The sequence below is a fragment of the Pseudomonas sp. W15Feb34 genome, assembly GCF_023127765.1.
Lineage (GTDB): Bacteria > Pseudomonadota > Gammaproteobacteria > Pseudomonadales > Pseudomonadaceae > Aquipseudomonas > Aquipseudomonas synxantha_A.
The window spans coordinates 1-19,751 of sequence record NZ_SPKN01000035.1 but is presented as its reverse complement, the minus strand read 5'-3'; the positions used below and the strand labels follow the sequence as shown (position 1 = coordinate 19,751).

Below are 19,751 nucleotides of genomic sequence, written 5' to 3'. Positions count from 1 at the left end.
GGCCTTCTGATTATGTTTATCAACTGAATGCGGAGTATCCGAACATGCCAAAGATGAAGACTAAAAGTGGTGCTGCTAAGCGGTTTCTGAAAACTGCTAACGGTATCAAGCACAAGCACGCTTTCAAGAGCCACATCCTGACCAAAATGTCGACCAAGCGTAAGCGTCAACTGCGCGGTAGCAGCTTGCTGCACCCGTCTGACGTGGCAAAAGTCGAGCGCATGCTGCGCCTTCGTTAATTTTTGGATCAAGACTAGAGGAAGTAACTCATGGCTCGTGTAAAGCGTGGCGTCATTGCCCGTAAACGTCACAAAAAAATTCTGAAACTTGCTAAAGGCTACTACGGCGCGCGTTCACGCGTATTCCGTGTTGCCAAGCAAGCGGTAATCAAGGCAGGCCAGTACGCCTACCGTGACCGTCGTCAGAAAAAACGTCAGTTCCGCGCTCTGTGGATCGCTCGTATCAACGCTGGTGCACGTGTTAACGGTCTGTCCTACAGCCGTTTCATCGCTGGCCTGAAGAAAGCGTCCATCGAAATCGACCGTAAGGTTCTGGCTGAACTGGCCGTGAACGAAAAAGCGGTGTTTGCTGCGATTGTCGAGAAAGCTAAAGCCTCCTTGGCTTAAGTACCCCCGACAGTCATCCTGGGTTACTCCTGTAGCCCAAGGTGGTAAACGTCATAAATAGGGGAAGAGCCTTCAAGCTCTTCCCCTATTTTGTATCTGGAGTCTGTACATGGAAAACCTGGACGCGCTCGTTGCCCAAGCCCTTGAGGCCGTGCAAAGCGCTGAAGATGTAAATGCCCTGGAGCAAATCCGGGTTCACTACCTTGGCAAGAAAGGTGAATTGACTCAGGTGATGAAGACCCTGGGAAATTTGCCCGCTGAAGAACGTCCGCAAGTCGGTGCGTTGATCAACGTTGCCAAGGAACGTGTCACAGAGGTGCTCAATGCGCGCAAGGCGTCGCTCGAGGAGGCCGATCTAGCGGCCAAGCTCGCCGCCGAGTCCATTGACGTGACCTTGCCTGGCCGTGGTCAGGCCTCGGGCGGCCTGCATCCGATTACCCGGACTCTGGAACGTATCGAGCAGTTCTTCACCCACATCGGCTACGGCATTGCCGAAGGCCCTGAGGTAGAAGACGATTATCACAACTTCGAGGCGCTCAACATCCCAGGCCATCACCCGGCCCGGTCGATGCACGACACCTTCTATTTCAACGCGAACATGCTGTTGCGCACCCATACCTCGCCGGTACAGGTCCGCACCATGGAAGCGAACAAGCCGCCGATCCGCATTGTCTGCCCAGGCCGTGTGTACCGTAGCGACTCGGATATCACCCACTCGCCGATGTTCCACCAGGTCGAAGGCCTGCTGGTGGATCGCGATATCAATTTTGCCGACCTCAAGGGCACCATCGAAGAATTCCTGCGGGTGTTCTTCGAGAAAGAGCTGGCGGTGCGTTTCCGTCCATCGTTCTTCCCGTTCACCGAGCCGTCCGCTGAAGTCGACATGGAATGCGTGATGTGTAGCGGTAAAGGTTGCCGCGTCTGCAAGCAGACCGGTTGGCTGGAAGTCATGGGTTGCGGCATGGTCCACCCTAACGTGCTGCGCATGTCCGGGATCGATCCGGAAGAGTTCTCGGGCTTTGCCTTCGGCATGGGCGTTGAGCGTCTGGCCATGCTGCGTTACGGCGTGAACGACTTGCGTCTGTTCTTCGACAACGACTTGCGGTTCCTCGCGCAATTTCGCTAGTCGTAACGAATCTTTAGGAGAGCAGGATGAAATTCAGTGAACAATGGCTGCGTGGCTGGGTAAGCCCGCAGGTAGATCGCGACGCGCTGGTTGCGCGTCTGTCGATGGCCGGTCTTGAGGTCGATAGCGTTACCCCGGCCGCCGGTGTTTTCAGCGGCGTGGTAGTGGGCGAGGTGCTGAGCACCGAGCAACACCCTGATGCCGATAAATTGCGTGTGTGCCAGGTCAGTAACGGTTCGGAAACCTTTCAGGTCGTGTGCGGAGCGCCTAATGTGCGCCCGGGCCTGAAGATCCCGTTTGCCATGATCGGTGCCCAACTGCCTGGCGACTTCAAGATCAAGAAGGCCAAGCTGCGTGGTGTCGAGTCCAACGGCATGTTGTGCTCTCAGGCTGAGTTGCAGGTAGGCGAGGGCAATGATGGCCTGATGGAGCTGCCGGCCGACGCGCCTGTGGGTCAGGACATCCGGGTTTACCTGGAACTGGAAGACGCCAGCATCGAGGTCGACCTGACCCCGAACCGCGGCGACTGCCTGTCCCTGGCCGGTCTGGCCCGTGAAGTGGGCGCGCTGTACAACGCTCCTGTCACCCGTCCGGCGGTTGCTGTTGTGCCGCCGGTGCATGACGAAGTTCGCTCCATCGAAGTGCTCGCGCCGAACGCCTGCCCACGTTACCTGGGGCGTGTGGTCCGTAACGTCGACCTGTCCAGGCCGACCCCGCTGTGGATGGTCGAGCGCCTGCGTCGCGCCGACGTGCGCAGCATCGACGCCGCCGTCGACATCACCAACTATGTGATGTTGGAGCTGGGTCAGCCGCTGCACGCCTTCGATCTCGCCGAAATCAACGGTGGCATCCGCGTGCGCATGGCCGAGGAAGGCGAAAAGCTGGTGCTGCTCGACGGTCAGGAAGTCAGCCTGCGTGCCGACACCCTGGTTATCGCCGACCACTCTCGCGCCCTGGCAATTGCCGGCGTGATGGGGGGCGAGCACAGCGGTGTATCCGCGACCACTCGTGACGTATTCCTTGAAAGCGCGTTCTTTGACCAGATCGCCATCGCAGGCAAGGCCCGTTCCTATGGCCTGCACACCGATGCTTCGCACCGCTATGAGCGTGGCGTGGACTGGAATCTCGCCCGTGAAGCCATGGAGCGCGCCACCGGCCTGCTGCTGGAAATCACCGGTGGCGAAGCCGGCCCGATCACCGAAACCGTCAGCGAACAGTACCTGCCGTCGATTGCGCCGATCACCTTGCGTGCCAAAAGCGTTGAGCAGATGCTCGGCTTAGTCATCGAGCCGGCTGAAATCGAGCAACTGCTGTCCGCGCTCGGCCTGGGTATTTCTGCAGGTGGGGAAGGGCAGTGGCAGGTTGCAGTTCCTAGCCATCGCTTCGACATCAGCCTGGAAGTCGACCTGATCGAAGAGCTGGCACGTCTGTATGGCTACAACCGCCTGCCGGTTCGCTACCCGCAAGCGCGCCTCGCGCCGCAACCCAAGGCCGAAGCGCGTGCGCACCTGCCTGAGCTGCGCCGCCTGCTGGTTGCTCGTGGTTACCAGGAAGCCGTGACGTATAGCTTCATCGATCCAAAACAATTTGAGCTGTTCAACCCGGGTGTTGAACCGCTGTTGTTGGCCAACCCGATCTCCAACGACATGGCCGCCATGCGTTCTTCGCTGTGGCCGGGTCTGGTGAAAGCGCTTTCCCACAACTTGAACCGCCAGCAAGACCGCGTGCGCCTGTTCGAAAGCGGCCTGCGTTTCGTGGGTCAGCTCGATGGCCTCAAGCAAGAGCCGATGCTGGCTGGCGTGGTCTGCGGTAGCCGCCTGCCGGAAGGCTGGGCGCAGGGCCGCGACGTCGTAGACTTCTTCGACGTCAAGGCTGACGTGGAAGCGGTACTGGGCTTTGCCGGCGCGCTGGATGCCTTTACGTTTGTGCCGGGCAGTCACCCAGCCTTGCATCCAGGCCAGACTGCGCGTATCGAGCGCGAAGGTCGCCTGGTAGGTTTTGTGGGCGCCATTCACCCGGAACTGTCGAAAACGTTGGGGCTGGACCGTCCAGTCTTCGTGTTTGAGCTAGTCTTGGCTGAAGTGGCGTCGGGCAAGATGCCTAAATTCAGCGAGTTGTCGCGCTTTCCTGAAGTGCGTCGCGACCTGGCGCTGATCGCCGACCGTGACGTCGCCGCCACTGCCGTTCTGGATGTAATCCGTGAAAATGCAGGGGAATGGCTGACAGACCTCAGGCTATTTGACGTCTATCAGGGTAAAGGCATTGATCCGCATAGAAAAAGCCTCGCAGTCGGCTTGACCTGGCAGCATCCATCGCGCACTCTTAATGACGATGAGGTGAATACCACGACACAAAATATCCTCACCTCGCTCGAACAAAGGTTGAACGCCACGTTAAGGAAGTGACGTATGGGGGCTTTGACGAAAGCTGAGATGGCGGAACGTCTGTACGAAGAGTTGGGTCTGAACAAGCGCGAGGCCAAGGAATTGGTCGAGCTGTTTTTTGAAGAGATCCGCCACGCTCTGGAAGACAACGAACAGGTCAAATTGTCCGGTTTCGGCAATTTTGACCTGCGGGACAAACGCCAGCGGCCTGGCCGCAATCCAAAAACGGGAGAAGAAATCCCGATCACGGCTCGCCGTGTGGTCACCTTTCGTCCAGGGCAGAAGTTGAAGGCCCGAGTTGAGGCTTATGCTGGAACCAAGTCATAACGACGAACTACCCGTCATCCCAGGCAAACGCTACTTCACCATTGGTGAAGTCAGCGAGCTGTGTGCGGTAAAACCGCACGTGCTGCGCTATTGGGAGCAGGAGTTTCCTCAACTCAACCCCGTCAAACGCACCGGGAACCGTCGGTATTATCAGCGCCAGGACGTACTGATGATCCGACAGATCCGTGCATTGCTGTACGACCAGGGGTTCACCATCAGCGGCGCACGCCAGCGTATGTCCGGTGATGAAGCCAAAGACGACACCACCCAATACAAGCAACTGATCCGCCAGATGATCTCCGAACTGGAAGATGTGCTGGTGGTGCTGAAGAAATGATTCAAGCTTTAAAAATACTTCCACATTTCAAAAGCTTGCGGTATATTCTGGTTCGCTTCGTTAAGAAGCGAACCCAGTAACACGCCTAGTCGGGGCGTAGCGCAGTCCGGTAGCGCACTAGCATGGGGTGCTAGGGGTCGAGTGTTCGAATCACTCCGTCCCGACCATATTTATCAATGGCTTAGCCCAATCTGAAAAGATTGGGCTTTTTCATGTCTGAAAAATACCCCCTACCCCCTACCGCGCCGTGGGCTGTTATGGGCCCGAGAGCCTGTTTCACCTCTGTGATCTGCCGGTGGGGTACAGCGAACATGCAATCGCTACGACACTCCCCTGAAATGACTGGCGTGACGTCGATAGGCATTGTCGCGCGCATGTCGATACGCCACTAGCACACCTGCCCTAATTGATCCTTGCACGAACCCGGCAGTAGAGTTTGAAGCGCAAGCCAATGTATTAACGATGGGAAGGGGAGTGAAGATGACTATAAAAAAATACGTCTATATGACGGCTGCAGCCTGCCTGTTAGCGACCTCAAGTGCGCATGCGTCTTTCGCCACCAGTTGCCAGGATTCTCAGCCGTGGTACCACTTCAGCATGATTGAGGCAGCAACCTGTTTGCTCTCTGGTCAATGGTAATCGGGTCGCCCCCGCTGCGGTTCGGCGGGGGAGAGCCCCAGTGATCCCGCTCAAGTCGTGCCTTTCAGGCATTGCCGTCGATTGCGCTGACTTGACTCATCAACATTTGCTTAAAACATCTTCCTGCCTCACCTGGCCTGACGCTGCGAGCGAACCGTTGCGCCTGTGATCATGTCTGTGCGAATGGCCGACGGTTGCCCGGCGTTGTTGCGTGCATAACTGCATAACGTGACCGGCAGCTCTGCTATATCAAGGAATATGCCGTCAATGGCCAAGATGTAGCGATCGTCGTCAATATCTTCGCAGATGGTGCTGATCGCCGAGTTCACGCTGTAGTAATAATGCTGGCTAAAACCGTCCTGCTGGTTTTCCCAGGCGATGTGATAGCGGTGCTTGAGCTGCGGTGCCGGTGCCGGGTTGGTCAGGAATACCGAATGGGTGAACGCATTGCGCAGCAGCGCTTCGGTCAGCGGCTGTTCGGCCGTTTGCACCCCGAGTATGCATAACACATGCGGCCCCAGCACTGGACCGATGGGCTGGTTGATGTAGGCCTCGTCAGAAGCGGCAGCGACTTGGTAGCCGTGTGTGCGTGCGCAATCGCTGATGTGATTCACGGCTTTGAATCGGTAGAACGGTTCCTGGATCGAGAACCTCAGGTTCCAAGTCGGACGGGTAATTTGGTCGGTGGCGTCACGTTTTAAATGCACATAGGGCTTCAGGTTCCACGGCTCATCCAGCGTGATTTCAACCGCCTTGAGCTGACAGGTTGGGGTGTCGTTACGGAAAACACCGTCTACAAAGCAGTAGTACAAGTCGTTGACGGGGTAGCTGTAGTTGAATTTGGCGGCTTCGCACGCCGAGTTGTTCTGGCAGCTATTGAGAATGTCTTTCTGAATGGCAGACGCGACCTTGCTGATGATGCTGGTGATTTCATTGGTGTTCCGGTCCAGCATCGGACTGCCGGAGCTGCCTGGGCGCAGACCGTTGCAGCGGTTGCGCAAGGCGCTGGGGAACACGCCGGGATGTTCGGCAAAACTGTTGAGGGTCGACTCCACGCAGGCGCTCATGCGTAGGCCCTTTTTCAGAAAGCCAGTCGGCGCTCCCACGTTGATCACCTCTCGATCCGATGTATGACGCTGGGAGGCCAGCTTGAGTGGCATGATCGCCTTGGCCACCAGCACCGCCAGTGACGTATCCAGTTCGAGCACGGCCAGGTCAGTGCCCGCCATGCTGCTCCAATGCGCCGTCTTGACGGCGTAGGTGATACGCCGTTCGGGTGTGTCATGAAAGTAGTTGAAGGTCACGTCGGCGGTGAGCGTCTGGTGGACGCACGCTGTACCGTAGCTGTAGAACACACAATGCCCGGCGGTCAGCACATAAGCCGGCCCGATGGCCTTACCTTGGCGATTGCGCGTGTCGAGCAGAACGGCATTGCAGGTCTGGCCTAAGGCGTTTTCCAGTGAACCGATGCCGGTCCATTGCGGATAACGGTGGTTTTTATTTTCAAGGGCCACAGACGGTGACTGCTCGGTAAGGCCCTCGGCCAGATCTCTGGCATGGCTGGGCCAGACAGTGCTGAGCAACAGGAAATACAGGAAGATGCAGGCGGTGTGAGGAAGTGCCATAAGGGGCCTCGACAAGGAAGTCATTGATTGGCTGAAACTACTCAATCAGGCCATGGCGGATGACATACAGGGCTACTGCGTGAGCCCTTGGCGGGATCCTCAGTCGCCGTTATGGCTGCTGGTGCTGGCGTCCTTACGCCCAACACCGTCTCGGGATTTTCCGTTCGTCCAAAGTTCGGCACTCCCTGTTACACGCCTGCTCCAATGTTTAAGTGCGTATTTGTCGCGCTTTAGAGCGGAGAGACAGCATGGAAATCAACGAGAACGCCCCAGGCAATATTTCACAGCAGGCAGTAACGCGTGGAACGGACAATGAGGCCGGTCATGATCCAAAGCGCGATGAGGATCATATCCCGCTGCCACCGGACGACGAGGCACCCCTCGAGGAAGATATGTCGGACGTGGACGCTGCCGATTCAGTAGCCAGTGAGCATCCTGACAACTGAGCATCAACGGACCCGGCCAAGCGCCGGGTTTTCATTTAAATGTCAGCGCAAGATAATTACGTTATTGTCGGCGTGATGCCCTTTTCCGAAAGGCCGAGAAGTTAAAGCAACCCAACTGCGGAGACGGATATGCGTGCCGAAGACGTTCTTGCCGACGACACAAACGAAGCAACATTTGAGGGAGTGACCGTACGTAAAGGGACGGTGGGTGCCTTTTTGGCAAACGTACGAGTTTGGAGTAATCCAGGCGCGAGCATGGATGATCAACTGCTGGCTGAGCGAGAAATTATTCAATCTCTGCCCGCTCTTAAGGCGATCGGGCTCCTCGACGTGTTTGAGCCTAAGGATTCCCGATTGCGTGAGTTGATCGCCAAGGCGGGCGCGCTACGGTGAGAGTATCCAGAGGGGCGCCACGCTGAGCAGCAAGAGGCCGGCTTTGTCTTGATGCGCCACTGTTGTTGCTAATTATGGCTTTTTCATGCCGGGAATAAATGCCTTCCCGCGTGAACAATCTTCATCGCGAATCACACCTGCTCATTAGTTACGCGCTAAGGAAATTTCCCACATCCAATGCCCGTACCCTGTTGTTAGGCTCCAACTCTTTGACCTGACTTCAAGGAGTTTCCTGATGACAAAACGTCTCGCCGCCGAGTTCTTCGGCACGTTCTGGCTGGTACTGGGCGGTTGCGGCAGTGCCGTGTTGGCGGCCGCATTCCCTGAGTTGGGCATTGGTTTTGCCGGTGTGGCATTGGCATTTGGCTTGACGGTATTAACCATGGCCTACGCGGTCGGGCATATTTCCGGCGGGCATTTCAATCCGGCGGTCACCCTGGGTTTGCTCGCCGCCGGGCGTATTGACGGCAAGGATGTGGTGCCCTACATCTTCACTCAGGTTCTGGGCGCGATTGCGGCGGCCGGCGTGCTGTACCTGATCGCCAGCGGCAAGGCCGGGTTCGATGTGACGGCGGGGTTTGCCACCAATGGTTATGGCGAGCATTCACCCGGGGGCTTCTCGCTGCTTTCGGTAGTGGTCACCGAGTTTGTACTCACGGCGTTTTTCCTGTTGATCATCCTGGGCGTCACCGACAAATAGGCACCGGCCGGTTTTGCGCCGCTGGCCATCGGTTTTGCCCTGGTCTTGATTCACCTGATCAGTATTCCAGTGAGCAATACATCGGTTAACCCGGCGCGCAGTACGGGCGTAGCACTGTTTCAAGGCGATTGGGCGATGGCTCAGTTGTGGGTGTTCTGGGTGGTGCCTTTACTCGGTGGCGTGTTTGGTGGGCTGGTGCACCGGTTCGTGTTGGCGACAAAACAGTAGTCGCTCAGGCCACCTTTGCTCGGCGAGCGGACCGTGTTCTTCATGATCGAGCCGCCTTGTAACGGTTGGCCGGGCGCGCCAAACCAAGGTTTTCACGCAGTGTGGTGCCGGTGTATTCGCGCCGAAACAAGCCACGCCGCTGTAACTCGGGAACGACCAGGCGGGCGAAATCCTCCAGCCCGCCCGGCAGGTGTGGCACCAGAATATTGAAGCCATCCGCCGCGCCTTCTTCGAACCAGCGCTGCAGCTCATCGGCGATCTGCACAGGCGTGCCGATCAAGCTGTAATGACCGCGTCCGCCGGCAATGCGTCGGCCCAGTTGCGCCAGTGTCAGCTGTTCGCGCTGGGCCAGTTCGCTCCGCAGTTGCTGGCGGCCGCGCTGGTGCTGACCAGTCGCTTCCATAGCCCAGGCATCGAAAAGATGATCGCCGAGGTGGACATCCCGGTGGTGGAAACCTGGGACTACGTGCCGGAGCGCCGTGATAGTTTACTGCGACCCTCAGCGAGCTAGGTGTGCAGCCGTGGGTCTTCGTCCCCGACGCCGACCGTGCGCCTTTCGAGGCGGGCAAGCAGGCCATGGAGGCGCTGATGGGGGCGGTGACCAGGCCCGACGCGATTTTCTTTGCCAACGACAACCTGGCTGCCGGTGGTTTGCTCGCCGGTCAACGAGCGGGGCTGAACATCCCGCAGGACTGCGCCGTATTAGGCTTTGGCGATTACCCCTTCGCACAGATGTTGCTGCCCAGCCTCAGCACGATCCAGCCACCGGCCCTGCAGATTGGTGTATTAGCCGCCACCCGCGTTCTGCAAAGTCTGGGTGTATTACCGATCGAGGGTGAAGTTGCACGCTTGAATCTTTTGCACTGTCAGTTAATTGAAAGGGAAAGTACCTAGTCATTACGGGGTATGGCTAAGTGCAACTAGTGGCTATTGGCTGCTAACGCTCTAAATCAGTGCACTTGGCAATGTTTTGTATTTAATTTCCCGCCAGCCGGAACTAGAGCTATAACTTCCAGTCGATACCCCCGGCTAACTCCTGCATCGGCTGTGGCGAACTAATGGCATTGTTCGGTAGTTCCAAATAGCCATACTTTTCGCAACGTTAGATATTCCTCAATGATGTCTTCAGCCCCCATCGATGCTTGCAAGATGCACATCCCGCACACCGACCAGGTGTGTGCGTGGCTGATGCAGCACGCCGGGCTTAAAACGCTGGATCTGGAACGCGCCCGGCGCTTATCCGATGACCCTCGCGACCTGCTGGGTTTACTCACGCGCCTGGGCCTGGTGTCCGAAATCGAACTGGCCCGCGCCTGGGCCGATCTGCTGGTTGCACCATTGCTGGCGGCCGACGCTGCGCCGCCGTTGCTCGACCCATTACCCGCCGTTACCGAGCGTTTCCTGCGTCACTACCACCTGGTGCCCATGGGCTGGGACGAGGGCGGTCTGCGCGTGCTGGCCGCCAACCCGACGCAGCTGTACCCGTTCCAAGCCCTGGCGTATGCCTGCCAAGTTCCTGTCTGGCTGGCCATCGGTGCACATACCGACGTAGAGGGCCTGATCGAGCGTTACTACGGCCAGGGCCGTTCGGCCATGGGCACGCTGATCGAAAACCTAGATGAGCAGAGTGGTGCCCTCGAAGATATCGAGCACCTCAAGGACATGGCTTCCGAAGCGCCGGTGATTCGCCTGGTCAACCTGATCCTGCAACGCGCCGTGGAACAACGGGCGTCGGATATCCATATCGAACCCTTCGAAAACCAGCTCAAGGTGCGCTACCGCATCGATGGCGTGCTGCACGACGCCGAAGCACCGCCCGCCAGTTCGTCGGCGGCGGTGATCTCGCGGGTCAAGATCATGGCGCGCCTGGACATCGCCGAGCGGCGCCTGCCCCAGGATGGGCGCATCATGCTGCGCATCCAGGGCAAGGCGTTGGATTTGCGCGTGTCCACGGTGCCCACCAGCTTCGGCGAGTCGGTGGTGATGCGCCTGTTGGACCGGCAAACCGTGCAGTTCGACTTTCCAAGCCTGGGTTTTAATGGCCAGCGCCTGGCAGCCTTCCTTGATTTGCTCGAGCGGCCCCACGGCATCCTGCTGGTCACCGGGCCCACAGGCTCGGGTAAAACCACCACGCTGTACACCGCCTTGGCGCGGCTCAACACCGCCGAACGCAAGATCATCACCGTGGAAGACCCGGTGGAGTACCAGCTTGAGGGCATCAACCAGATCCAGGTCAAGCCCGCCATCGGCCTGGACTTTGCCGGAGCGCTGCGCGCCATCGTGCGCCAGGACCCGGACGTGATCATGATCGGTGAAATCCGCGACCTGGAAACGTGCCGCATCGCCGTCCAATCTTCACTCACCGGCCATCTGGTGCTCTCAACCCTGCACACCAACAGCGCCGCCGCCAGCATCACACGCTTGCTGGACATGGGCGTGGAAAGCTACCTGATCGCCTCCACCGTCAGCGGCATTCTCGCCCAACGCCTGGTGCGGCGCCTGGACCCGGCCACACGGGTCGCGTTCCAGGCGCCGCCGGCGTTGATCAAGGAACACGGGCTGGATCGCCTCACCGAGCAGCGCCCGATCCTGCTGTATCACGGCGCCTACCACGGCCGCAGCGCCCTCACCGAATTGCTGGTGATGAACGACGAGTTGCGTGGCCTGCTGATGGCCCACGCCGACGCCGCCACCCTTGAGCAAGCCGCCCGCCGCGGCGGTTTGCGCACCTTGTATGAAGACGGCCTGCGTCAGGCGCTGGCGGGCGTCACGTCCCTGGAAGAAGTGTTGCGCGTCACCCGTGGAGAGGATGCGTGAGCCTGTTCAAGTTCCGTGCCCTGGACAGCCAGGGCGCCGCCCAGAGCGGCACGCTGCAAGCTGCCGACCAGGCCGCCGCCGTCGCCATCTTGCACAAGCGTGGCTGGTTGCTGCTGCATATTGAAACGACGGGCAGTGCCTCGTTACGTCGTGTACGCGGGCCGTTGAAGGGGGCCGCGCTGGTGAGTTTCACCCAGCAACTGGCGACGCTGCTCGGCGCCGGTCAGCCCCTTGAACGCTCGTTGAACCTGCTGCTCAAGCAACCCGGCCAACCCCAGGTGCGGGCCTTGATCGAGCGCATCCGTGACCAGGTCAAGGCCGGCAAGCCGCTGTCGGCTGCGCTTGAGGAAGAGGACGATACGTTTTCTGCGCTGTACCTGAGCATGGTGCGCGCGGGCGAAGCCGGTGGTGCGCTGGAAGACACCCTGCGCCAGCTCAGCGACTACCTGGAGCGCAGCCAGCGACTGCGTGGCGAGGTGATCAACGCGCTGATCTACCCGGCGTTCCTGGTGGTGGGCGTACTGGGTTCCCTGGCGCTGTTGCTGGCCTATGTGGTGCCGCAATTCGTGCCGATTTTTCAGGATCTGGGCGTGCCGATTCCGTTGATCACCCAAGTGATCCTGGGGCTTGGCGAGTTTTTGTCGGCCTATGGCCTGGTGCTGTTGGCCGGGTTGGCGATCAGTGCCGGGCTCCTGGCGACGCGCCTGCGCGACCCCAGCCGCCGCGAACGCTACGACCGTCACCTGCTGGGCATCCGTGTGGTCGGCCCGCTGCTGCAACGGGTGCAAGCCGCACGCCTGACTCGCACCCTCGGCACCTTGCTCTGCAATGGCGTGGCATTGCTGCCCGCGCTGGTGATCGCCCGGCAGGTCTGCAGCAACCATGCATTGCAGGCGCAAGTGGCTCTGGCGGCGCAACAGGTCAAAGGCGGCGGCACCCTGGCCGAGGCGTTTGGCAGTCAACCGCTGTTGCCGCAGTTGGCCCTGCAAATGATCGAGGTCGGCGAACACGCCGGTGAACTGCCCGGCATGTTGCTCAAGGTCGCCGACATCTTCGACGTCGAGGCCAAGCGTGCGATCGACCGCCTGCTCGCTGCGCTGGTGCCCTCGCTGACCGTGATCATGGCGGTGCTGGTGGCGGTAATCATGCTCGCGATCATGCTGCCGCTGATGAGCCTCACCAGCCATATATGAACCTTCATGGAGTGGAATCAATGAGAACCCGGCACCGCCAAAACGGCTTCACCCTGCTGGAAATGCTCGCGGTGATCGTGCTGCTGGGCATCGTCGCAACCATTGTCGTGCGCCAGGTCGGCGGCAATGTGGACAAGGGCAAATACGGCGCAGGCAAGGCGCAGTTGGCGAGCTTGAGCATGAAGATCGACAGCTACGCCCTGGATGTGGGGGCGCCGCCCAGCACCCTGCAACAGCTGCTCGACAAGCCCGCCAATGCCTCCAGCTGGGCGGGCCCCTATGCCAAGCCTTCGGAGTTGAAGGACCCGTTCGGCCACGGGTTCGGTTATCGCTTCCCCGGGCAGCATGGCGCCTTCGACCTGATCTTCTACGGCCAGGACGGTCAACCGGGCGGCGAGGGCTACAGTGCCGATTTGGGTAACTGGGAGTAACCCGCCCATGGCCCAGCGCGGCTTTACCTTGCTGGAGATGCTGGTGGTCATTGTATTGATCGGCATCGCCGCCGGGTTGTTGGGGCTGGGTGTGCGCCAGGGGCTGCAAGTGGCTCAGGAGCGGCGGGTGGTGGGGCAGATGGTCGAGGCACTGCGCGCCACGCGGGCGGGGGCGATCGTCAGCGGCCAGGCGGCGCGCACCGAATTCGACCTGCAACGTCTGACGTTCCGGGCTCCAGGGCGTGCCCCGCAACAGTGGCAGGCACCGTTGCAGGTGACGTTGCACAGTGCCGAGCAGGCGGGCGCCGCCGTGGTGTTCTACCCCGATGGCAGTTCCACCGGCGGCAACCTGCTGCTGGCCAGCGGCGCCCGGCGTTGGCGTATCGACATTGGCTGGCTCACCGGCAGCGTGCAGTCCAGGGCGCTGCCATGAAGCATCAGGCCGGTTTTACCCTGCTGGAAATGCTCGCGGCCCTGACGTTGATGGCGGTGTGCAGCAGCGTGTTGCTGGTTGCCTTCGGCCAGAGTGCGCGCTCGTTGGCCCAGGTTGCCCACAGCGACCGGCTAACCCAGGCCGCGCTCACGCTGCTGGACCAGGAAGCGGCCGGCCCGCTGAGCGAAGGCACCTTGCAAGGCGAACTTGATGGCATCCATTGGCAATTGACCAGTACCCGGCAACAGCCCCATCTGTTTCGTCTCGACCTGAACCTGCGCGAAGGCGTGCATCAGGCCCGCTTCAGCACCTTGAAGGCCCGCCTGTGAGGCGCCGCGAGCAGGGCTTCACCTTACTGGAGATCCTGGTGGTGCTCAGCCTGCTTTCGATATTGTTATTGCTGGTGGGCGCTGCGTTGCTGGGCGCCAATCGGGCGGTGGCCAAGGCCCAAAGTTACACCGTGAGCCTGGATGAAATGCGCACCGCCCAACAGTTTCTACGCACCGCGATCAGCGAGGCGTTGCCCTTGAATATCATTGAAGACGACAGCCAGGCCGACGGTTTTTTTATCGGTACGGCAGAGCGCTTGCAGTTTGTGGCGACCTTGCCCGGCGTGCTCGGCGGGGGCATCCAGCGCTTTACCTTGCAACGGGTAGAACAGGATTTTCAGGTGGCGTTTTCGCAGTTGCAATCCGCTGCCAACGCCCAGCGCGCTGAACCGCAAGTGCTGCTGCATAACGTCGAGGCGCTGCAATTGAGTTATCGCGGCGTATCGCCCTTGGGCCAGCCCACCGGCTGGTTGAGCGCGTGGCCCTGGCCCCGGCGCTTGCCCGTCGCAGTACGCATCGACGCCAGCGTCAACGGGCCGGTGCCGTGGCTGACGCAAGTGATTGCCCTGCGCCTGAACCTCGGCAGCGCGAGCAGTGAACAATGAAGCGCCAACGCGGAGCGGCGTTGCTGCTGGTGCTGTGGGTGCTGGCTTTACTCAGCCTATTGCTCGGCGGTTTGGCTGCCTGGGTGCAACTGCAAAGTCGCCAGGCGCTGTGGTACCGCCAGCACACCCAGACGCTGTTGGCCGCCGAAGCCGGTATTGCCCAGGTCATGGCTGATCGGCACTGGGTGGCGGACGGGCGTGCCATCGCGCTGACCTTCGACGACGCCCGCCTACAGGTCCGCCTGCGCAGTGAGCGCGGCAAGCTGTACCTGGTCAACGCCGACCCCGATGACTTGCTGCACCTGGCCCTGGCTTGCGGCGCTACCCCGGCCCAGGCCCATCAGCTGGTCCAGGCGCTTGAGGCTCGGCGCCATCAGGGCCTGGCGCCGTTTCGGGTGCTGGAAGAAGTGCGGCAACTGCCCGGTATGACCCAGGAGCTGTACAGCCAATTAGTGCCGGAAATTACTTTGTGGAGCGACCTGGATCGACCCGATCCGGCATTTGCCAGCCCCTTGATGCGCAAGGCATTGAACCTGCCACGCCAAAACGCCGAGGGCGCCGACCCCGGCCAGGTGCTGGAAATCGACAGCCGTGCCGAGCGCCCCGGCGGCTATCAGGCACGCCTGCAACTCACCGTCTTATTGAGCCCCGCGGAGGACCGTGCACAACCCTATCGGGTGGTGCGGTGGCAAGAATGAATCGACTTGAACCTATCGCCCGCCAGTGGCGCGGCAGCCTGCTGCAACAAGGCTGGCACCTGTGGCTCACCGAGCTGCGCGGCTGTGTGCCGAGCTGGCTGGCCCCGCAAGAGCCGCCTGAACAGGTCCATTACTGGCCGCTGACGGCGCCGGTTATCCCCGGCAGCGCCTGCCAGGTGCTGATGCTCGACCCTGACGTGGTGCTGCAGCAACGCCTGCAATTGCCCCTGGCGGCCGCGCGCAATCTCACGGCGGTGGTCGGCTATGAACTGGACCGCTACACCCCGTTCGACGCCGAGCAGTTGTACTTCGTGGCGCGTCAGGAGCAGCGCACACCCACCCACCTTGAGGTCACGCTGGTGGCGATCCTGCGCGAGCGTCTGGATCGGATTCTGAGTGACTGCGCTGCCCTTGGTCTGCATCCCCATCGCGTCGATGTGGCGGGCCTGGGCATCGACCTGCTGCCGGCACCGTTACGCTCGCGCCAACGCCGAACGGGCAAGGATTTGCAGCGCAGCCTGCCATGGCTGTGCGGTGCCTTGCTGATCGCCGCCATGTTGCTGTGGCTCAACGACCGCCAGCGTGTGCTCGACGCCATGCACGCCACCGTGCAGCAGCAAAAAGCCCAGGTCGCCCAGGTGCACGCCCTGCGCCAGCAACTGCTCAATACCCGCGGCGCGGCGCAGTACCTCACCCAGCGCAAACTGGCGCAACCGCCGCTGGCTGCGCTGCTCAATGACTTGACCACTTGTCTGCCCGCCGACACTTGGCTCGACCAATTGGACGTCAAGGACGCTGAGGTGACCTTCTCCGGGCAAAGTGCCAAGGCCAGTGGCCTGATCACCCGCATCAAAGGCTGCCGGCGGTTGGACAACGCCCAGTTCGAAGGGGTGATTCAACCCGATGCGCGCACCGGCAAGGACCAGTTTGCCTTGCGTGCCCACTTACGCCCGGAGGCCGCCGATGCGCCGACCCCTCACACCCCGTGAACGTCGTGGCGGGGCCTTGTTGCTCCTGGCCGTGGTACTCGGTGCGGCCTATTGGTTGCTGATCGACAGCTGGTTCGCCGGCCCGCTGCGCACCATGGGCGAACAAGCCCAGCAGTTGCGTGAGCAGCAGCAACGCTACGCCGCCGTGTTGCGTCAGGGCGATGCATTGCGCGAACAGCTTGAGCTGGCGCGGCAAGACCCGGCCAGCAGCGCCAGCCTGTTGCCAGGCGATGACCCCGATGTGGTCGCCGCCGATCTGATGCAGCGTCTGGCCGACCTGATCAACAGCCACGCCAACCTGGGCGGCGGCTGCAACCTCACCCAGCGCAAACCCATCACCACTGAACAGGACAGCAGCGAGCCCTATCGGCAGGTCAAGGTCAGCCTTACGCTGAACTGCGCCATCGAACCGCTGACCGCGATCCTGCACGCGCTGGAATACCAGCCGCCGTTTCTGTTTGTCGATGAGTTGCGCATTCGCCGCAGCAAACAGGCACCGGCCACTGGCGGGGCGGGCAAGCTGGCGGTGCAACTGCTGGTGCGTGGCTACCTGCAACCGGCGCAGGTGGCGCCATGATCGGTGCACTGCGCCCCCTGGAGTGGGGCTTGCTCGGCTTGGCCGGGCTATTGGGCGTACTGATGGCGGTGATCCTCAGCAGCATCGGTGATCAACCGCGATGGTTGCCGCAGGCGCCTGCACCTGCGCAGCCCTCCGTCACTGTGCAGGCCGCACCGGCGCCGGCGTTGCAAGAGCTCGCGAGCACCTGGCAGACGCCGCTGTTCAGCCCCGATCGCCGCCCGGACAGCGTGGTCGGCAAGACCCAGGTGGCGAGCCTGGCCAACCTGACCCTCAGCGGCATCATGATCACCGGCAACCTGCAAATGGCCATGCTCAAGCAAGCCGGCGGCCCACCCCTGACGGTGCGCCTGGGCCAGACGCTGCCCAACGGCTGGCGCCTGGAACACCTGACCCCGCAATACGCCCGATTCGCCCTCAACGGGCGTACCCAGACCCTGAGCCTGTACGGCAAGCGGTTACCCCTGATTTCCCATCCCCGCGAGCCCCTCCCTTGATCGATATGCGCACTTCGCTGTTTTGCCTGGCCACTGCCGTCTCCCTGGGCGGTTGTGGATCCTTACCCGACCGCCTTGATCCGGACGACCAGCTGCTGAACGAGGCGCTGCAAGGCACCGGTTCGCAACGCCCGCCGAATACGGCGCCTGCGATGCAAAGCGCTCTGCCCGAGGCGAAGTCGCCGCCGCAGCGCCAGTTGATTCGTGGCAATCAGACGTTCGTGCGTAAACCCACTGCGCCGATGAAAGCCCAGGAGGAGGGCGGCGACATCGTCTTCAACTTTCAGGGCCAGCCCATCGAAGCGGTGATCAACAGCGTAATGGGCGACTTGCTGCACGAGAACTACAGCATCGCCGAGGGCGTGAAGGGCAATGTCAGCTTCTCCACGTCAAAACCGGTGGACAAGCAGCAGGCCCTGTCGATCCTCGAAACCCTGCTGTCCTGGACCGACAACGCCATGATCAAGCAGGGCAGCCGCTACGTGATCCTGCCGGCCAGCCAGGCGGTGGCGGGCAAGCTGGTGCCGCAGATGCGCGTGACGCAGCCCTCCAGCGGGCTCTCGGCGCGACTCTTCCCGCTGCGCTACATCTCTGCCACCGAGATGCAGAAACTGCTCAAGCCCTTCGCCCGAGAGAATGCGTTTCTGCTGGTCGACCCGGAGCGCAATGTACTGAGCCTGGCCGGCACCCCGGAAGAGCTGGCCAACTACCAGGACACCATCGACACTTTCGATGTGGACTGGCTCAAGGGCATGTCCGTGGCGGTCTTCGGCCTGCAACGCGCCTCGGTGGCCGAACTGATGCCCGAGCTGCAAGCCATGTTCGGCGCCGACAGCGGCACGCCCCTGGCGGGTATGTTGCGATTTTTGCCGGTCGAGCGCACCAACTCGGTGGTGGCGATTTCGTCTCAGCCCGAGTACCTCAGCGAGGTGGGTGACTGGATTCGCACCATCGACGAGGGCGGCGGCAACGAGCCGCAGATGTATGTGTACGACGTGCGCAATATGAAGGCCGCCGACCTGGCCAAATATTTGCGGCAGATCTACGGCAATGGCGTGATCAAGGACGACGCACCGGCCAAGGTCGCGCCGGGGTTGCGTACCACCACCTTGTCCTCGTCCACCAGCGCTGGGCTGCAGGCCAATGTCCCAGCGCCTGCACCCGACGAACCCGAATCCGAACCTGCCGAAAATACCCAGGCGCCCCCCACCAGCGACCTCGAAGCCGGCACCCGCATCACCGCGCAAAAGAGCAGCAACCAGCTGCTGGTGCGCACCCGTCCGGCACAATGGAAAGAGATCGAAGCGGCGATCAAGCGCCTGGACAACCCACCGCTGCAAGTGCAGATCGAGACCCGCATCCTGGAGGTCAAACTCACCGGTGAACTGGACCTGGGTGTGCAGTGGTATCTCGGCCGCCTGGCGGGCAATTCCACCAGCACCACGGTGGCCAACGCCTCCGGCAGCCAAGGCGCCCTGGGCGGTGGCGGGGCGGGGCTGGGGGCGGCGGATTCGTTGTTCTACTCCTTTGTCAGCTCCAACCTGCAAGTGGCTTTGCACGCGCTGGAAACCAACGGCCGCACCCAGGTACTGTCGGCGCCGTCGCTGGTGGTGATGAACAACCAGCCGGCGCAGATCCAGGTGGGGGATAACATTCCCATCAGCCAGACCACCGTCAACACCGGTGACGCCGACACCACCTTGAGCAGTGTCGAATACGTGCAGACCGGGGTGATCCTGGATGTGGTGCCGCGCATCAATCCGGGCGGGCTGGTGTACATGGATATCCAGCAGCAGGTCAGTGATGCCCAGAACCCGGCGGGCAGCAGTGAGACGCCGGTGAACCCGCGCATTTCCACACGCTCGGTGTCGACTCAGGTGGCGGTGCAGAGTGGGCAGACGGTATTGCTTGGTGGGTTGATCAAACAGGACAACGCCGAGAGTGTCAGTGCCGTGCCTTATCTGGGGAAGATACCGGGGTTGCGGTGGTTGTTTGGCAATACTGGCAAGTCCAAGGACCGTACAGAGTTGATAGTGCTCATTACGCCAAGAGTCATTACCAGCAGCAGCCAGGCACGGCAGGTGACTGATGATTATCGCCAGCAGATGCAACTGTTGCGGCCGGCTCAATAATCCTGGCTGCTCCGAGTACCAATGTGGGAGGGGGCTTGCTCCCGATGGCGGCTTGACTGCCAGCGACTACCTAAATGATGCGACGCGATCCAAATGTGGGAGCTGGCTTGCCTGCGATGACGGCCTGACAGCCAACACAGTTATACCGAGTACATATCCATTCCTGTGGTAACGGCTGATATTGGTTCCGCTTTTACAGCGGGTCACTTTTGGAAAAGA

General features: G+C 60.9%; 20 protein-coding genes, 1 tRNA gene and 3 pseudogenes. 22 read left to right on the top strand and 2 right to left on the bottom strand.

The features are described from left to right. Window positions 1–44 precede the first annotated feature (44 nt). The 7 genes from rpmI (at window position 45) to E4O97_RS16885 (ending at window position 4,967) form a co-directional block, all read left to right on the top strand. Complete coding sequence (rpmI, locus tag E4O97_RS16915) at window positions 45–239, top strand: 50S ribosomal protein L35 (RefSeq protein WP_002553160.1); 195 nt, start codon at window positions 45–47, stop codon at window positions 237–239. 30 nt (window positions 240–269) lie between these two features. Continuing rightward, complete coding sequence (rplT, locus tag E4O97_RS16910; RefSeq protein ID WP_005789679.1) at window positions 270–626, top strand: 50S ribosomal protein L20; 357 nt, start codon at window positions 270–272, stop codon at window positions 624–626. A 109-nt stretch (window positions 627–735) separates the two neighbouring features. Next, window positions 736–1,752, top strand: a complete 1,017-nt coding sequence (gene pheS / locus E4O97_RS16905) for a phenylalanine--tRNA ligase subunit alpha (RefSeq protein ID WP_003192486.1) — start codon at window positions 736–738, stop codon at window positions 1,750–1,752. 26 nt (window positions 1,753–1,778) lie between these two features. Further along, window positions 1,779–4,157, top strand: a complete 2,379-nt coding sequence (gene pheT / locus E4O97_RS16900; RefSeq protein WP_078821837.1) for a phenylalanine--tRNA ligase subunit beta — start codon at window positions 1,779–1,781, stop codon at window positions 4,155–4,157. A 3-nt stretch (window positions 4,158–4,160) separates the two neighbouring features. Further along, window positions 4,161–4,463 carry an integration host factor subunit alpha gene (gene ihfA / locus E4O97_RS16895; RefSeq protein WP_002553164.1) on the top strand — a complete coding sequence of 101 codons (303 nt, stop codon included), beginning with the start codon at window positions 4,161–4,163 and terminating at the stop codon, window positions 4,461–4,463. Next, complete coding sequence (locus tag E4O97_RS16890) at window positions 4,444–4,800, top strand: MerR family transcriptional regulator (protein WP_003174972.1); 357 nt, start codon at window positions 4,444–4,446, stop codon at window positions 4,798–4,800. The genes ihfA and E4O97_RS16890 overlap by 20 nt, the downstream gene beginning before the upstream one ends. A gap of 90 nt (window positions 4,801–4,890) precedes the next feature. After that, window positions 4,891–4,967: transfer RNA gene (locus E4O97_RS16885), tRNA-Pro, on the top strand. 600 nt (window positions 4,968–5,567) lie between these two features. Here the strand turns inward: E4O97_RS16885 and E4O97_RS16880 are convergent. Beyond that, window positions 5,568–7,064 carry a trypsin-like peptidase domain-containing protein gene (locus E4O97_RS16880; RefSeq protein ID WP_248161784.1) on the bottom strand — a complete coding sequence of 499 codons (1,497 nt, stop codon included), beginning with the start codon at window positions 7,062–7,064 and terminating at the stop codon, window positions 5,568–5,570. A gap of 248 nt (window positions 7,065–7,312) precedes the next feature. Between E4O97_RS16880 and E4O97_RS16875 the strand changes: the two genes are divergently transcribed. The 3 genes and pseudogenes from E4O97_RS16875 to aqpZ all read left to right on the top strand — a co-directional run bounded on the left by E4O97_RS16875 (window position 7,313) and on the right by aqpZ (window position 8,831). Further along, window positions 7,313–7,510 carry a hypothetical protein gene (locus E4O97_RS16875; protein ID WP_032880294.1) on the top strand — a complete coding sequence of 66 codons (198 nt, stop codon included), beginning with the start codon at window positions 7,313–7,315 and terminating at the stop codon, window positions 7,508–7,510. Between the two features lie 129 nt (window positions 7,511–7,639). Then, window positions 7,640–7,903 (top strand): hypothetical protein, encoded by a 264-nt coding sequence (locus tag E4O97_RS16870; RefSeq protein WP_078821836.1) that lies wholly within the window; start codon window positions 7,640–7,642, stop codon window positions 7,901–7,903. Between the two features lie 235 nt (window positions 7,904–8,138). Next, window positions 8,139–8,831: pseudogene (gene aqpZ / locus E4O97_RS16865) on the top strand (aquaporin Z). Between the two features lie 40 nt (window positions 8,832–8,871). On the opposite strand, the pseudogene E4O97_RS16860 reads toward aqpZ, so the two are convergent. Beyond that, window positions 8,872–9,213: pseudogene (locus E4O97_RS16860) on the bottom strand (nitrilotriacetate monooxygenase); the annotation flags it as partial. Here E4O97_RS16860 and E4O97_RS16855 point away from each other — a divergent pair. The 12 genes and pseudogenes from E4O97_RS16855 to gspD all read left to right on the top strand — a co-directional run. Next, a pseudogene (locus E4O97_RS16855) lies at window positions 9,163–9,725 on the top strand (substrate-binding domain-containing protein); the annotation flags it as partial. The pseudogenes E4O97_RS16860 and E4O97_RS16855 sit on opposite strands and share 51 nt — an antisense overlap. A 225-nt stretch (window positions 9,726–9,950) precedes the next feature. Continuing rightward, on the top strand, window positions 9,951–11,648 hold the full coding sequence (locus E4O97_RS16850) for an ATPase, T2SS/T4P/T4SS family (RefSeq protein ID WP_248161825.1): 1,698 nt from the start codon (window positions 9,951–9,953) through the stop codon (window positions 11,646–11,648). After that, a complete protein-coding gene (gene gspF, locus E4O97_RS16845) occupies window positions 11,645–12,841 on the top strand; it encodes a type II secretion system inner membrane protein GspF (protein WP_248161783.1) in 1,197 nt (398 codons plus the stop codon). Before E4O97_RS16850 ends, gspF begins: the two co-directional genes overlap by 4 nt. A 20-nt stretch (window positions 12,842–12,861) precedes the next feature. After that, window positions 12,862–13,272, top strand: coding sequence for a type II secretion system major pseudopilin GspG (gene gspG, locus E4O97_RS16840; protein ID WP_103733804.1), 411 nt, complete (start codon window positions 12,862–12,864; stop codon window positions 13,270–13,272). A gap of 7 nt (window positions 13,273–13,279) precedes the next feature. Next, complete coding sequence (locus E4O97_RS16835; protein ID WP_078821833.1) at window positions 13,280–13,705, top strand: GspH/FimT family pseudopilin; 426 nt, start codon at window positions 13,280–13,282, stop codon at window positions 13,703–13,705. Then, a complete protein-coding gene (locus E4O97_RS16830; protein ID WP_248133197.1) occupies window positions 13,702–14,034 on the top strand; it encodes a prepilin-type N-terminal cleavage/methylation domain-containing protein in 333 nt (110 codons plus the stop codon). Before E4O97_RS16835 ends, E4O97_RS16830 begins: the two co-directional genes overlap by 4 nt. Then, a complete protein-coding gene (locus tag E4O97_RS16825; protein ID WP_032880305.1) occupies window positions 14,031–14,639 on the top strand; it encodes a prepilin-type N-terminal cleavage/methylation domain-containing protein in 609 nt (202 codons plus the stop codon). The genes E4O97_RS16830 and E4O97_RS16825 overlap by 4 nt, the downstream gene beginning before the upstream one ends. Next, window positions 14,636–15,337, top strand: coding sequence for a general secretion pathway protein GspK (locus E4O97_RS16820; RefSeq protein ID WP_078821831.1), 702 nt, complete (start codon window positions 14,636–14,638; stop codon window positions 15,335–15,337). The genes E4O97_RS16825 and E4O97_RS16820 overlap by 4 nt, the downstream gene beginning before the upstream one ends. Further along, the gene (locus E4O97_RS16815; protein WP_216091808.1) at window positions 15,334–16,326 is read left to right on the top strand and encodes a PilN domain-containing protein; all 993 of its coding nucleotides are present in this window, start codon (window positions 15,334–15,336) and stop codon (window positions 16,324–16,326) included. Before E4O97_RS16820 ends, E4O97_RS16815 begins: the two co-directional genes overlap by 4 nt. Then, entirely contained in the window at window positions 16,301–16,903 is a 603-nt protein-coding gene (gspM, locus tag E4O97_RS16810; protein ID WP_005789622.1) for a type II secretion system protein GspM, read from the top strand. The genes E4O97_RS16815 and gspM overlap by 26 nt, the downstream gene beginning before the upstream one ends. Further along, complete coding sequence (locus E4O97_RS16805; RefSeq protein ID WP_032880312.1) at window positions 16,900–17,400, top strand: general secretion pathway protein GspN; 501 nt, start codon at window positions 16,900–16,902, stop codon at window positions 17,398–17,400. Before gspM ends, E4O97_RS16805 begins: the two co-directional genes overlap by 4 nt. A gap of 5 nt (window positions 17,401–17,405) precedes the next feature. Continuing rightward, complete coding sequence (gene gspD, locus E4O97_RS16800) at window positions 17,406–19,532, top strand: type II secretion system secretin GspD (protein WP_216091807.1); 2,127 nt, start codon at window positions 17,406–17,408, stop codon at window positions 19,530–19,532. The last annotated feature ends 219 nt before the right edge of the window (window positions 19,533–19,751 follow it).

Coding starts and splice junctions, on each gene's coding strand:
- rplT (WP_005789679.1), top strand. CDS start 270: ATGGCTCGTGTAAAGCGTGGCGTCATTGCCCGTAAACGTCACAAAAAA.
- E4O97_RS16815 (WP_216091808.1), top strand. CDS start 15,334: ATGAATCGACTTGAACCTATCGCCCGCCAGTGGCGCGGCAGCCTGCTG.
- E4O97_RS16830 (WP_248133197.1), top strand. CDS start 13,702: ATGAAGCATCAGGCCGGTTTTACCCTGCTGGAAATGCTCGCGGCCCTG.
- gspG (WP_103733804.1), top strand. CDS start 12,862: ATGAGAACCCGGCACCGCCAAAACGGCTTCACCCTGCTGGAAATGCTC.
- E4O97_RS16850 (WP_248161825.1), top strand. CDS start 9,951: ATGTCTTCAGCCCCCATCGATGCTTGCAAGATGCACATCCCGCACACC.
- gspM (WP_005789622.1), top strand. CDS start 16,301: ATGCGCCGACCCCTCACACCCCGTGAACGTCGTGGCGGGGCCTTGTTG.
- E4O97_RS16835 (WP_078821833.1), top strand. CDS start 13,280: ATGGCCCAGCGCGGCTTTACCTTGCTGGAGATGCTGGTGGTCATTGTA.
- pheT (WP_078821837.1), top strand. CDS start 1,779: ATGAAATTCAGTGAACAATGGCTGCGTGGCTGGGTAAGCCCGCAGGTA.
- E4O97_RS16820 (WP_078821831.1), top strand. CDS start 14,636: ATGAAGCGCCAACGCGGAGCGGCGTTGCTGCTGGTGCTGTGGGTGCTG.
- E4O97_RS16875 (WP_032880294.1), top strand. CDS start 7,313: ATGGAAATCAACGAGAACGCCCCAGGCAATATTTCACAGCAGGCAGTA.
- E4O97_RS16890 (WP_003174972.1), top strand. CDS start 4,444: ATGCTGGAACCAAGTCATAACGACGAACTACCCGTCATCCCAGGCAAA.
- pheS (WP_003192486.1), top strand. CDS start 736: ATGGAAAACCTGGACGCGCTCGTTGCCCAAGCCCTTGAGGCCGTGCAA.
- E4O97_RS16880 (WP_248161784.1), bottom strand. CDS start 7,064: ATGGCACTTCCTCACACCGCCTGCATCTTCCTGTATTTCCTGTTGCTC.
- rpmI (WP_002553160.1), top strand. CDS start 45: ATGCCAAAGATGAAGACTAAAAGTGGTGCTGCTAAGCGGTTTCTGAAA.
- E4O97_RS16805 (WP_032880312.1), top strand. CDS start 16,900: ATGATCGGTGCACTGCGCCCCCTGGAGTGGGGCTTGCTCGGCTTGGCC.
- E4O97_RS16870 (WP_078821836.1), top strand. CDS start 7,640: ATGCGTGCCGAAGACGTTCTTGCCGACGACACAAACGAAGCAACATTT.
- gspD (WP_216091807.1), top strand. CDS start 17,406: ATGCGCACTTCGCTGTTTTGCCTGGCCACTGCCGTCTCCCTGGGCGGT.
- ihfA (WP_002553164.1), top strand. CDS start 4,161: ATGGGGGCTTTGACGAAAGCTGAGATGGCGGAACGTCTGTACGAAGAG.